Consider the following 13504-nt stretch of genomic DNA (forward strand, 5'->3'; position numbering starts at 1 on the left):
GGCCGGCCCGCCGCCCGGCCGCCGGGCCGCGCCTGCGCGCGGCGCCGCGGCGCCTGGCCAAGCTCGGGCACCGCGCCCTGGTCATGGCGTACGCGGCGTACGCCGCGAGCCTGCGCCCGCTGGTCCACTGGCTGCGGGCGCTGGGAGGGGCGAGGCCATGAGCGCCGCGCCGGACCGGGCGTCGCGCAAGTCCGGTGCCCCTGGCCCGGGAGCGACCTGCCCGGGGCCCGCCGCGCCGGGTGGTCCGGGTGGTCCGGGTGCGGCGGGCCGGCGCGCCGCCCTGGGCTGGCACCTGCGCACCGCCTGGGCCCTCGTGCAGCGTGACTGGCGCGTGCGTTTCCGCCGCACCCTGCTCGGCGTCGCCTGGCTGCTGGTGCCGCTGCTCACGCTCGCTGCCGCCGCCGCGTACCTGGGGCAGGCCGCCGGCCTGTACGACGCCGCCGACCCGCGCGCCGCCACGCGCTACCTCGCGCGGGTGCTGGCCGGCCTGGCGCTGTGGCAGCTGTTCGCGGGTGCCTGGCTGGAGCCGCTGCGGCTCTCGCGCCGCGCCGCGGGCCTGCTGCGCGCGGTCGCCTTCGACCCGGCGGTGCTGCTGGTCGCCGGCGCGCTCTCGGCCCTGGCGGCCTTTGCGATCCGGCTGCCGGTGGTGCTCGCGGCCCTGGCCTGGTCCGGCCTGCTGCCCGGGCCGCACGCGCTGCTGCTGCCGCTGGGCCTCGCCGCCCTGGTGGTCGCCGGCGCGGCGCTCGCGGCGCTGTGCCTGCCGGCCGGCCTGGTGCTGCACGACGTGCGCTACGCGCTGCCCCTGGTGCAGGCGGCGCTGCTGCTGCTCACGCCGGTGTTCTACGACGCCGCGCCCGCCGCCTGGCTCGAGCCCCTGGTCGCGGCCAACCCGCTGGCCCTGCTCGTGCCGCCGGTGCGCGACGCGCTGGCCGGCGGCGTCCCGGCGCTGGGGCCGCCGGCCGGAACCGGCCTCGCCGCGCTCGGCGTGCTGGCCCTGGCCCTGCGCTACCTGCGCTCGCGGGTGCCGCTGGCCGTCGCCTACCTGGGGCACTAGCCATGGCGCACGGCAAGGCCCCCGACCAGGCCCGCGACATCGCGAGCGACCGGCCAAGCGACCGGGCGAGCGAGAGAGCCGCCGCTCCCGGCCTCGCGCCCTCCATCGCCCTGCGCCTCACCCGGGTCGGCCGCGCCTTCCCGCCCGACGTCGCGGACTTCGCGCCCGCCGTGCTGCGCGAGATGCTGCTGCCCCGCCGCGCGCTGGCGCGCAGCGCCGCCCATGGCCTGCCCGCGCTCGCCGGGGTGGACCTGGCCCTGCGCCACGGCGAGCGCCTGGGCGTGCTCGGCGCGCCGCGCAGCGGCAAGTCCCTGCTGGCGGCCATCGCGGCGGGCGTGCTCGCGCCCACCACCGGGCGGGTCCACGCGCCGGCCTCGCGGCTGCTGCTCGCGCGGCCCTCGGCCGGCTTCAAGCCGGGCCTGGCGCTGCGGGACAACCTGCGCCTGCACGCCCTCCTGCAGGGCCTGGACGGCGCGCAGGCCGACGCCGCGCTGGCCCGCGCCTTCGCCCAGTCCGGCGCCGACCCGCGCCTGGCCGGCGCCGCCACCGGCCACCTGCCGCCCGCCCTGGTGCGCCTGCTCGCGCTGGAGCTCGCCCTGGCCCTGCCGGCCCAGGTGCTGGTGGTGGACGACCTCGCCGGGGCGGGGGAGGGCGCGGCGCGCCGGTCGCAGCGCGCGCGCCTGCTCGCCCGGCTGGAGCGCGGCGCCGCGCTGGTGTTCAGCGGCGAGCCGCAGTGGCTGCGCGCCTGCGCGCCGCGCGCCTGCGTGCTGCGCGAGGGCCGGCTGCTCGGCCCCTTCCCGGTGGACGAGGCCGCCGCGCTGTTCGCCGCCGGCCCGGCGCACGGTCCCGAGGCCGGCCCGCCCTCCCTGTCCGCGCCGCTGCGCGCGATCGCCTGAGGCCCGCCATGTCCGGCGCCAACGGCCTCACCTGGATCCGCGAGCACCTGCGGCATGCGCGCGGCGAGGCGCTGGAGGTCGGCTCGCGCAAGTACAAGGCGCATGCCTTCCTCGACCTGCGCGGCTTCTTCGCGCAGGAGCGGCCGGCGCTGCGCCTGACGGGGTGCGACCTCGCGCCGGGCGAGAACGTCGACGTGGTGGTGGACCTCACCGCGCCGCCCGAAGCCGTGGCCGCGGCCTTCGGCGGCCGGGCCTTCGACACCGTCCTGTGCCTGAGCGTGCTGGAGCATGTGCCGCAGGTCTTCGCCGCGGCCGCCAGCCTGGAGCGGCTGCTGCGGCCCGGGGGCGCGCTGTTCCTCTCGGTGCCCTTCGTCTTCCGCTACCACGGCTACCCGGGCGACTTCTGGCGCTTCACGCCGCAGGCCGTGGGCCACCTGTTCCCGGGCATCGACTTCCGCGGCCTGCGCCACTCCTGCGTCGCCACGCTGGAGGAGGGCGACCGCATGTCCCTGGCCGGCCTGCGGGTCGACAAGCTCAATCGCTTCCTGTTCCGCCCCCGCGGCCGCGACGACCGCCTCGAGCGCAAGCGCGCCAAGGCCGCCGGCGAGGCGGTGCCGGCGTACACGCTGGCGCCGGCGATGCTGCACATGCTGGGGTTCAGGAAATGAGCGCCGCGCCGGGCCGCCCCAAGCAAGCTCGCGCCCCCTCGGGGGGCAGCGACGGACACGCAGTGCCGAGCGTGGGGGCTCCATGAGCAATTTGCCCAACGTATTCAGGTGGCTCGGTGAGCGGCCCGGCTGTCTCGCCCGCACCTGGCTCATCGTCGGCAAGGGCCCCAGCTTCCCGCTGGCGCTGCAGGCCGCTGAGTCCCATGCCGTCCTCTCCCTCAACGACGCCGTGCGCGCCCTGCCGCGCGTGGACATCGCCCACTTCATCGACCTGGAGGCCTTCCAGCGCTGCGCCGGCGCGCTGGCCCACGCGCGGCTCGTGGTGCTGCCGTGGCGGCCGCACGCCGGCCACCGCCCCGGGCCCGCGGCCCTGCCCGAGCTGGCCGACCACCACCCCGCGCTCGCCCGCCTGCGCGAAGCCGGCCGGCTGGCCTGGTACGACCTCGACTCCGCGCCCGGCCCGCGGGGCGCGCAGCCCGTGGTGCGCGCCACCTGGTTCAGCGCCGAGGCCGCCCTCGACCTGCTGGCCACCGCCGGCGTGCGCACCGTGCGCTCGGCCGGCGTCGACGGCGGCCACGCCTACGCGCCGCCCTTCGCCGACCTGCACGCCGTCTCCCGCCTGGCCAACGGCCAGCGCCGCTTTGACCGCCAGTTCCTGCGCTTTCCCGCCATCCTGGCGCGCACCGGGGTGGACTTCGCCCCGCTGGGCGTGCCCGCGCCGGCGCGGGTCTTCGTCGCGGCCACGCCGGGCGAGTGGCTGCCGCTGCAGGTGCTGGCGCACTCCATCCGCCGCCATGCCAGCCTGCGCGTCGAGGTCACCGCCCTGGGCGCGCTGGGCCTGCCGCAGCCGCTGCCGCGGGACCCGGCGCTGCGCCCGCGCACGCCGTTCTCCTTCCAGCGCTTCCTGGTGCCGCGCGCCTGCGGCTACGCCGGCCGCGCCCTCTACCTCGACGCCGACATGCTGGTCCTGCGCGACCTCCTGCCCCTGTGGCGCCGCCCCTTCGGCGCCGCGCCGGTGCTCACCGTCGCGGCCGACGGGTCGGGCCGGCGGCCGCAGGCCAGCGTCATGCTGATGGACTGCGACCGCCTGCGCTGGGACCTGCCGGCCCTGGTCGCCGAGCTCGATGCCGGCCGCCTCGGCTACCCGCAGCTGATGGAGGACTTCATCGCCGCCCAGGCCGAGGCCGCCATCGACCCGGTGTGGAACTCGCTCGAGGCCTGGTCGCCCGGGCGCACCGCGCTGCTGCACTACACCGACATGCCGCGCCAGCCCTGGGTCTCCTGCGCCAACCCGCTGGGCCGCCTGTGGGTGGGGGCGCTGCGCGAGGCGCTGGCGGCCGGCGCCGTCACGCGCGAGGAGGTGGCGCGGGAGGTCGCCCTGGGCCATGTGCGGCCCTCGCTGCTCGCGCAGCTCGAGGCCGGGCCGGAGGACCCGCTGCTGCTGCCCGCCGCCGCGCGCGCCGCCGACCGGGGTTTCCGCCCTCCCTGCCGCGCGCTGCCGCCGCACCGCGCCTCGCCCTGGAGCGGGCGCGCGCAGTGGCTGGCGGCGGCCCTGCGGGCGCGCTACCAGGGCACCTGGCTGCACGGCCTGCAGCGGCGGCTGCGGCATCGCTGGCATGAACACCACCCGCCCCCCGCCGCCTGAGGGCGCCGAGGGCGCTGGGGGCGCTGGGGGCGCCATGGGTGCCATGGGTGCCATGGGTGCCGTGGGTGCCGTGGGTGCCGTGGGTGCCGTGGGTGCCGTGGGTGCCGTGGGTGCCGTGGGCGCCGTGGGCGCCGTGGGCGCCGTGGGTGCCGTGGGCGCCGTGGGCGCCGTGGGCGCCGTGGGCGCAGCCCGCCCCTGCCAGGCCGGCGCGCAGTCGCTGCGCGCCCAGGCCCGCGCCGTCGCGGCCCTGGCCGCGAGGCTGGAGGCGGGGGGCCGGGCGGAGGCGGCGGCGGGCGACGGCGGGGCCGGCGCGGCCAGCACGGCCAGCACGGCCAGCACCGGCGCAGGCGCAGGCGCAGGCGGCCAGGCCGCCGCCTTCGACGCCATCGTCGAACTGCTGCTCGCCTGCCCGGGCCGGGTGGCGGTGTGCGGCATGGGCAAGTCCGGCCATGTGGGCCGCAAGATCGCCGCCACCCTGGCCTCCACCGGCACGCCGGCCTTCTTCCTGCACCCGGCCGAGGCCCTGCATGGCGACCTGGGCATGCTGCGTCCCGGCGACGTGGTCATGATGATCAGCAACAGCGGCGAGACCGAGGAGCTGCTTCGCCTGCTGCCCGCGCTGGAGGCCTTCGGCCACCCGCGCGTGGCGCTGGTGGGCCGCACCGCCTCCACCCTGGCGCGCCGCGCGCACCGGGTGCTGGATGTCTCGGTGGAGCGCGAGTCCTGCCCGCTGAACCTCGCGCCCACCACTTCCACCCTGGCCACCCTGGCCATGGGCGACGCGCTGGCCGTCGCCCTCATGGGCCGGCGCGGCTTCCGCCCGCAGGACTTCGCCCGCTACCACCCGGGCGGCAGCCTGGGCCGGGCGCTGCTCACGCGGGTGCGCGACGCCATGCACCCCGTGCTGCCCGGCGTGCCCTCCGGCACCCCGCTGCGCCAGGCCGTGCCGGTCATGACCGAGGGCCGCCTCGGCCTGGCCCTGGTCACCGGCCCCGGCGGCACCCTGCGCGGCCTGCTCACCGACGGCGACCTGCGCCGCGCCCTGCAACGCCCCGGCAGCCCGCTCGACCAGCCGGTCGACCGCTTCATGTCCGAAACACCGCTGAGCATCGACGCCGACGCCCTGCTGGCGGACGCCCAGGCCCTGATGCATGGAGCCAAAGTTCGCTGCCTGGTCGTCACCGCGGGCGGGGAGGGCGGGGCGGTGGGTATCCTGGAGATCTTTTGTTAGCGCTCACTACCCGTAAAAGCCCGGTGGATGATGGGACAAACGACCAGGGTTGCGCGCAATCCCACTTCATTACGCATTCTGTTGCCGAGCTGACTACCTGTTAACCACTTCTTATTGATGGGCAATCGGGAGCCCAGCCCTACAATGGCCGGGTTCCCATGATGACTAAAGTCCGTCAATAAGCTGTCATGAAGGCCGACCTGCCCGTCTCGCTGGCAGCGCCCTTCCTGGCGCTGCCCTGTGTCACGCTGTCGGTGGTCAGCCACGGGCATGGCACGGACGTGCTGCAACTGCTGGCCGACGTCGCCCGTCACTCGGCCCGCATCGTCGAGCAGGTCATCGTCACCCTGAACGTTCCCGAGCCCGAGTTGTCCGCGGCCCTCGAGTCGGCCGAGTGGCCCTTCGAGGTGGTGCTGCTGGCCAACACCGCCCGCCAGGGCTTCGGCGCCAACCACAACGCCGCCTTCGAGCGTTGCCGCACCGCCTACTTCGGCGTGCTCAACCCCGACATCCGCTTCTCCAGCGACCCCTTCATGCCCCTGCTGGGCCACCTGCAGGAGCCGCGCACCGGCTGTGCCTACCCGCTGCAGGCCTGCGGCGAGGGCGAGGCCTTCGACCCCGCGCGCGAGCTGCCCACGCCGGCCTCGCTGCTGCGCCGCCACCTCGGCGGGGCAGGGCGCGGCGCGCCCCAGGCGCGCGAGTGGACCAATGGTGCCTTCATGCTGTTCCGGTCCTCGGTGTTCCGCCGCCTGGGCGGCTTCGACACCCGCTACTTCATGTACTGCGAGGACGTGGACATCTGCCTGCGCCTGCAGGACCTGGGCTTCGCGCTCGACGGCGCGCCCGAGGTCGTGGTGGCCCACCGCGCCGCCCACGCCAGCCGGCGCGACCTGCGCCACCTGGGCTGGCACCTGCGCAGCCTGTGGCGCCTGTGGACCTCGGGCACCTTCCTGCACCGCCTGGCCGGCGGCCGCCGCGCAGCCCCGCCGCCGCAGGAAGGCTCCGGCCCCGCCCTCGACGGACGCCGGGGAGCCCCGTCACCATGAGTGGCCGGGTGCTCGCCTGCATCGTTGCCTACCACCCGCGCCTCGACAGTCTTTCCGCCCTGATCGACCGCCTGCGGGCGGACGCCGATGCCGTCCTCGTCATCGACAACGGCCACACGCTGGACCCGCGCGACGCGCGCTGGGCCGGCCATGCCAACGTGCTGTGGCGCCAGCCCGGGCACAACCTCGGCGTGGCCGCGGCGCTGAACGTGGCGGTGGCCCATGCCGAGGACCACGGCTTCGACTGGCTGCACACCTTCGACCAGGACTCGCTGCCCCCCGCCGGCCTCACCGGCCGCCTCGTCGCGGTGGCCCGGGCCAGCGGCCCCGGCATCGCCGCCTTCGGGCCGGCGCTGGTCGACGCCGCCTCCGGCCGCCCGTTCCCCTCCATGCTCCCGATGCGGTGGCGCCGCCGCAAGGTGCTGCTGGCGCCGCAGGACCGCGTGGTGGTGGACCACCTGATCACCTCCGGCTGCCTGTTCGCCGTGCCGGCCCTGCGCCGCGTGGGCCTGTTCAACGAGGACCTGTTCATCGACTACGTCGACGTCGAGTGGTGCCTGCGCGCGCGCCGCGCCGGCCTCTCGGTGCTGCAGGTCGGCGCCGAGCGCATGGCCCACAGCATCGGCAACGGCAGCATCGGCGTCTTCGGCAACCGCCTCGCGGTGCATGCGCCGCTTCGCACTTACTACCAGGCGCGCAACGGCGCCTGGCTCGCCATGCAGCGCGCCCTGCCGCTGCCCTGGCGCCTGAACGACGCCTTCCGCTCCCTGCAGAAGCTCGCGCTCCTGCTGCTCCTGGGCGGCGAGAAGGCCGAGCGCCTGCGCCAGATCGTGCGCGGCCTGCGGGATGCGTTCACCCTCAAACCGATCGCATGAGCCTCCTGCCGCCTGACGCCACGCCCGCCGTCTCGGTCGTCATCCCCCTGTACAACCACGCCCGCTACATCGCCGCGGCGATCGACAGCGTGCGGGCCCAGACCTTCACCGACTGGGAGCTGATCGTCATCGACGACGGCTCCCGCGACGGCAGCGCCGAGGTCGTCGAGCGCCTGCTCGCGCAGCACCCCGACGCCCGCATCCACCTGCACCGCCAGGCCAACGCCGGCTCGCACGCCACCATCAACCGCGGCCTGGCCCTGGCGCGCGGCGAGTACCTCGCCGTCCTCAACTCCGACGACCTGTTCGCGCCCGACCGCCTCGCGGTGCTGGTGGAACGCGCCCGCCGGCATGAGCGGCCCGAGTTCCTCGGCGTCACCCCGGTGCGCCTCATCGACGGCCAGGGCCGCGCGGTCACGCCGGCCGACCCCGCCGGCTGGTGGCTGGCCATGTACCAGGGCATCACCGCCCGCCTCGCGCGCGGCCAGTCGCCGCGCGACGTGCTGCTGTGGGGCAACTTCACCGTCTCCACCTCCAACTTCTTCCTCTCCCGCGCGGCCTGGGAGAAGCTCGGCCCGCTGGGCCACTTCCGCTACGTGCTCGACTGGGAGTACGCGCTGCGCGCCGCCATCGAGCTGCCCGGCGCGCTGTGCTGGCTGGAGGGCCGCCCGCTGCTGGACTACCGCCTGCATGGCGGCAACACCATCCTGGGCGGCGCCATCCGCAACCATGTCGAGGCCGCCTTCGTCCTGCGCACCGCGCAGCGCCGCGTGCTGGCCCTGGGCCAGCCGGTGCCCGCCGAGGCCCTGCTGCGCGTGAAGTACCTGGACCGCTTCGTGCGCCAGGAGCAGGCCCGCCTGCACGACGCCGAGCGCGCGCGGATGAAGGTGGCGCACGACCGGCTGGCGCAGGAGCGCGACGAGCAGGTGGCCGGTCTCCACCACCAGCTGCAGGCCCTGCACGCGCATGCCGACGGCCTGGCCGGCCAGCTGCGCGCCATGGAGGCCTCGCGTTCCTGGCGCCTCACCGCGCCGCTGCGCGAGGCCGGCACGCTGGCCCGCCGCATCCGCGGCCGCCTGCGGCGCGAGCTCTCCCGCGTGCGCGCGTTCGGCCGCCGCCTCCTGGGCCGGGCCACCGGCCAGCCGGTGGCGCCCACGCCAGCTGCCGCCTACGACCTCTGGCTCGCGCAGGAGGCCGAGCGCCTGGACGCCCTGCAGGCCGAGGCGCCGCAGCGCCTCGCGCGCCTGCCGCGCCAGCCCCTGGTCTCGGTGGTGGTCCCGGTGTTCAACACCGAGCCGGCCATGCTGGACACGATGATCGCCTCGGTGCTGGCCCAGGCCTACCCGAACCTGGAGCTGTGCCTGTGCGACGACGCCTCCACCCGCGCCGGCACCCTGGCCGTGCTGGAGCGCCACGCCGCCGCCGACGACCGCGTGCGGGTGCTGCGCCGGGCCCGCAATGGCCACATCGTGCGGGCCACCAACGAGGCCATCGCCGCCGCGCGCGGCGAGATCATCGCCTTCGCCGACCATGACGACCTGCTCGCGCCGCAGGCGCTCCTGCGCATGGTCGAGGCCAGCTTCGAGGTCCCCGCCGCCGGCGCCTTCTACAGCGACGAGGACAAGGTCGACGACCGCGGCCGCCGCAGCCTGCCGCTGTTCAAGCCCGACTGGTCGCCCGCGCTGGCCTGGTCGCAGAACTACGTGGGCCACCTGCTGTGCGTGCGCCGCGAGGCGCTGCAGGCCGTGGGCGGCCTGCGCGAGGGCCTGGAGGGCAGCCAGGACCACGACCTGGTGCTGCGCCTGGCCGCCGCCGGCGTGCACTTCCACCACGTGCCCGAGGTGCTCTATCACTGGCGCCAGCACGAGGCCTCCACCGCCTCCAATGCCGGCGCCAAGCCCTATGCCCACGACGCCGGCGCGCGCGCGGTGGAAGACCACCTGCGCACCCGCTACGGCGAGCGCTTCGCCCGCCTGGAGACGCCGGCTTACACCTTCGTGCACCAGCCCCGCTTCGCGCTGCCGGGCCGGCCGCTGGTGTCCATCATCATCCCCACGCGCGACCGCATCGACCTGCTCGCGCCCTGCATCGACAGCATCCTCGAGCGCTCCACCTGGGCGAACTTCGAGGTCATCGTCATCGACAACGGCTCGGCCGAGCCTGCCTCCAAGGCCTACTTCGCCGGCCTGCCCGCGCGCGACGCCCGCCTGAAGGTGGTCGACGCGCCGATCGACTTCAACTGGTCCCGCCTGAACAACATCGGCGTGCGCCATGCGGCGGGCGAGTTCCTGGTCTTCCTGAACAACGACACCCTGGTCATCACGCCCGACTGGCTCGAGCGCCTGGTGGAGGTCGCCGCGCTGCCCGACGTGGGCACGGTCGGCCCGCTGCTGCTGTTCGAGGACGGCACCATCCAGCACGCCGGCGTGGTGGTGGGCATGGGCGGCTGGGCCGACCACGTGTTCCGCGGCGCCGAGCCGGTGCACTTCCCCTCGCCCTATGTCTCGGCCATGGTGCCGCGCAACGTGCTGGCGGTGACCGGCGCCTGCGTCGCCATCGAGCGCGCCAAGTTCGAGCGCCTGGGCGGCTTCGACGAGAGCTTCATCATCTGCGGCAGCGACGTCGAGATCGGCCTGCGCGCCCACCGCGCCGGCCTGCAGAACCTCTACTGGCCCCAGGTGCGCCTCACGCACCTGGAGAGCAAGACCCGCACGCCCCACGTGCCCGAGCCGGACTTCGTGCAGTCGCGCCTGAAGTACGCGCCGTTCCGCACCGAGGGCGACCCCTTCTACAACCCCAACCTCGATGCCATGAGCCAGGCCCCGCGCCCGCTGCACCCGGCATCGCCGCGCCGGATGGCCGTGCATGACTGAAGCCCTCGGCCCCTTCCTTCGCCGCGCCTGGCGCTGGGCCCGCCGCCGCCCCGCGGTGCAGGCCACCGCCGCCCGCCTGGGCCTGCCCACCGCGGAAGTCGACATCCCCGAGGTCACGCCGATGACGGCGCGGCCCTCCGCCTTCGACCGCCCGCGCCTGAACCTGCTGCTGCCCACCATCCGGCCCTCGCACGTGTTCGGCGGCATCAGCACCGCGCTGCACTTCTTCGACATCCTCAAGGCGCAGGACGCCGACGTGCGCGTCATCCTCACCGACCACGACTGGCGCGGCGAGCCCCTGCCTGCCGCCCTCGCGGGCTGGGAGGTGCGCGACGCGTCCGCCGAGGACCGCCCCGGCCGCTGCATCGTCTCCATGGGCGACCGCGCCGCGCGCACCCTGCCGGTGGGCCCGGGCGACCTGTTCGTCGCCACCGCCTGGTGGACCGCGTACTCGGCCCAGCGCCTCGTGCCGTGGCAGGCCGCGCAGTACGGCATCGCCGCGCGCCCCCTGGTGTACCTGGTGCAGGACCACGAGCCGGGCTTCTACCCGCTGTCCTCGCGCTACCTGCTGTCTCGCAGCACCTACGAGTACCCGCTGCCCATGGTCGGCGTGTTCAACACCGGCCTGCTGGCGGACTTCTTCGCGCAGGCCGGCTATGCCTTCTCCGCCCGCCACGCCTTCGAGCCCGAGCTGAACCCGAGCCTGGCCGCCGCCCGCGCCGGCCTGCAGCGGCTGGACAAGGAGCGCCTCCTGATCCTGTACGGCCGCCCCGGCGTGCCGCGCAATGCCTTCGAGCTGGTGGTCCAGGGCGTGCGCGCCTGGGCCGCGCGCGACCCTTCGGCGGCGCAGTGGCGCATCGAGTCGCTGGGCGAGCAGCACCAGGACATCGCGCTGCCCGGCGGCGCGCGCATCGCCAGCCGCGGCAAGCTCTCGCTCGACGAGTACGCGCAGGCGCTCACGCAGGCCGGCCTGGGCCTGTCGCTGATGCTCTCGCCGCACCCCAGCTACCCGCCGCTGGAGATGGCCGAGTTCGGCGTGCAGGTCGTCACCAACCGCCACGAGAACAAGGACCTGGGCGCGCGCAGCCCCTTCATCCACTCGCTGGGCAGCGTCACCCCCGAGACCATCGCCGCCGAACTCGAGCGCCTGGCCGCGCCCTGGCGCGCGGCCGGCCGGGTGGCGGTGGACCTCGCGCCGGGCAGCCTGTTCGCCCCGGCCGGCACTGCCTTCCATTTCATCCCCGAGCTTCGCCGGGCCCTCGGGCTCGCGGCCGACGCATGAAGCCCGCACGCGCCCTCCTGCTGTCCCTGGTGCTCGCCGCCCTCGGGGCGGCGCATGCCGAGCCCCAGCCCGAGCTCTCCGAGAACGAGTACGTCGGCGAGATCCGCGCCATCCAGTCGGTGGCCCACCTGGCCCAGACCCCGCAGGACACGCCGGCCGCCGTCACCGTCCTGGACCGCGACTTCATCCGCGCCACCGGCGCGCGCACCCTGGCGGACCTGTTCCGCTTCGTCCCCGGCTTCCAGGTCGGCTACCCGGTGGGCGGCCGCCCGGTGGTGAGCTACCACGGCCTCTCGGGCCAGATCTCGCAGCGCGTGCAGGTGCTGGTGGACGGCCGCTCGGTCTACGCCCCCTACCTGTTCGGCGGGGTCGACTGGGCCAACGTGCCGGTGCAGGTCGACGACATCGACCGCATCGAGGTCGTGCGCGGGGGCAACTCCGCCAGCTACGGCGCCAACGCCTTCCTCGGCGTGATCCAGGTCATCACCCGCAGCGCGGCGCAGAGCACCGGCCTGCGGGTCGACGTGGCGCAGGGCAGCAACGGCATCCGCGACCGCGCCTTCCGCATCGGCCGCCCGGTCGGCGACGCGCAGGTGCGCCTCAGCGGCATGGTGCGCGGCGACGAGGGCCTGGAGAACCGCCAGGACACCTACCGCTCCCGCTTCATCGACCTGCGCGCCGACCTGCCCCTGGGCCACAGCGACGAGCTCACCCTGCTGGCCGGCATCGCCGACAACCGCATCGGCGTGGGCTTCGCCCGCCAGTTCACCGACCCGGTGCGCGAGGAAGCCACCACCTCGCACTACCTCTCCGCGCAGTGGCACCGCCAGCTCGCCCCGGGCAACGCCTACAGCCTCACCGCCTCCCTGAACCACGACGAGGGCCGCGACGCCTACACGCTGGACCTGATCGGCGGCCCGCTGCGGGTGGACCTGGGCCGCCGCGCGCGCCAGGCCACCCTGAGCTACAGCCACCGCTTCGACCTCGGCCCCGAGCTGCGCGCGGCCTGGGGCGCCGACTGGCGCAACGAGAGCCTGTGGGCGCCGCAGCTGTTCAACTCCCAGGAGGCCCAGGGCAAGCAGGCCTACCAGGCCTTCGGCCACCTCGAGTGGCAGCCCGGCCTGCACTGGACCTTCAACGCCGGCGGCCTGTTCGCGCGTGACCAGCTCTCGGGCGCACAGTTCGCGCCGCGCCTGTTCGCCAACTGGAAGCCCTGGCCCGGCCAGACGCTCAAGGCCGGCGTCTCCGAGGCGTTCCGCACGCCCAGCCTGTTCGAGCAGCGCGCCGACTGGCAGCTGTCCTACCAGGGCCAGGTGCTGGATGTCCTGTACCGCACCCGCGGCCGCCTGCAGCCCGAGCTGGTGCGGGCCAAGGAGGTGGTGTACCTGGGCGAGTGGGCCGCCCACGGCCTGAGCCTGGACGTGCGCGTGTTCGAGGAGGACATGCGCCGCCTCATCACCCGCGAGCTCTATGCCCTGGGCGACCGCTCTGGCGGCGGCGCCTACGACCTTCGCAACAACGCCGCCGCCGTCACCCGCGGCCGCGAGGCGCAGCTGCAGTGGCGGCCGACGCCGCGCGTGCTGGTGGCCGCCGCCGGCCACCGCAGCCGGGTGCGCAGCGACAACGCCGCCCTGTCGGCCTCGGTGCCGCAACGCAGCGCCAGCCTGGTCGCCAGCTACCTGCTGCCCTCCGACACCCAGGTCGGCCTGAACTTCTCCGAGCGCTCCAGCCTGCGCTGGCTCGGCGAGGCCACCGTCTCGGACGTGCAGCGCATTCGCGGCGCCAGCATCGCCCAGAAATTCCGCCTCGAGGGCACCCGCGCCGAGGCCTCCCTGAACTGGTCCGCCCCGGTCGGCCGCCGCGAGGAATTCCGTGAATTCCAGTGGCTCACCCCCCGGTGGTGGGCGCGCCTGACCCTCGAGTACTGAGCGGCC

Annotated in this window: 10 protein-coding genes; all 10 read left to right on the forward strand. The window is 75.4% G+C overall.

From position 1 onward, the window contains the following. The first annotated feature begins 157 nt into the window (after positions 1-157). Positions 158-1054: a hypothetical protein gene (locus ACFQZY_RS03410; protein ID WP_377412652.1), complete on the forward strand. Its 897-nt coding sequence runs from the start codon at positions 158-160 to the stop codon at positions 1052-1054. Positions 1055-1056: 2 nt separating this feature from the next. After that, positions 1057-1950: an ATP-binding cassette domain-containing protein gene (locus ACFQZY_RS03415; protein WP_377412654.1), complete on the forward strand. Its 894-nt coding sequence runs from the start codon at positions 1057-1059 to the stop codon at positions 1948-1950. Between the two features lie 8 nt (positions 1951-1958). Continuing rightward, entirely contained in the window at positions 1959-2618 is a 660-nt protein-coding gene (locus ACFQZY_RS03420; protein WP_377412657.1) for a class I SAM-dependent methyltransferase, read from the forward strand. Between the two features lie 82 nt (positions 2619-2700). Next, positions 2701-4263 (forward strand): hypothetical protein, encoded by a 1563-nt coding sequence (locus ACFQZY_RS03425; protein ID WP_377412659.1) that lies wholly within the window; start codon positions 2701-2703, stop codon positions 4261-4263. A 34-nt stretch (positions 4264-4297) separates the two neighbouring features. Beyond that, positions 4298-5494 (forward strand): SIS domain-containing protein, encoded by a 1197-nt coding sequence (locus ACFQZY_RS03430; protein WP_377412661.1) that lies wholly within the window; start codon positions 4298-4300, stop codon positions 5492-5494. 188 nt (positions 5495-5682) lie between these two features. After that, the gene (locus ACFQZY_RS03435; protein WP_377412663.1) at positions 5683-6540 is read left to right on the forward strand and encodes a glycosyltransferase family 2 protein; all 858 of its coding nucleotides are present in this window, start codon (positions 5683-5685) and stop codon (positions 6538-6540) included. Then, entirely contained in the window at positions 6537-7415 is an 879-nt protein-coding gene (locus ACFQZY_RS03440) for a glycosyltransferase family 2 protein (RefSeq protein ID WP_377412665.1), read from the forward strand. The genes ACFQZY_RS03435 and ACFQZY_RS03440 overlap by 4 nt, the downstream gene beginning before the upstream one ends. Then, positions 7412-10288 carry a glycosyltransferase gene (locus ACFQZY_RS03445; RefSeq protein ID WP_377412666.1) on the forward strand — a complete coding sequence of 959 codons (2877 nt, stop codon included), beginning with the start codon at positions 7412-7414 and terminating at the stop codon, positions 10286-10288. The genes ACFQZY_RS03440 and ACFQZY_RS03445 overlap by 4 nt, the downstream gene beginning before the upstream one ends. Beyond that, entirely contained in the window at positions 10281-11570 is a 1290-nt protein-coding gene (locus tag ACFQZY_RS03450) for a hypothetical protein (RefSeq protein WP_377412668.1), read from the forward strand. The genes ACFQZY_RS03445 and ACFQZY_RS03450 overlap by 8 nt, the downstream gene beginning before the upstream one ends. After that, on the forward strand, positions 11567-13498 hold the full coding sequence (locus tag ACFQZY_RS03455; protein WP_377412669.1) for a TonB-dependent receptor plug domain-containing protein: 1932 nt from the start codon (positions 11567-11569) through the stop codon (positions 13496-13498). The genes ACFQZY_RS03450 and ACFQZY_RS03455 overlap by 4 nt, the downstream gene beginning before the upstream one ends. Positions 13499-13504: the final 6 nt, after the last annotated feature.

It is taken from the genome of Ramlibacter sp. GCM10027632, from assembly GCF_042675325.1.
Taxonomy (GTDB): Bacteria; Pseudomonadota; Gammaproteobacteria; order Burkholderiales; family Burkholderiaceae_C; genus Ramlibacter.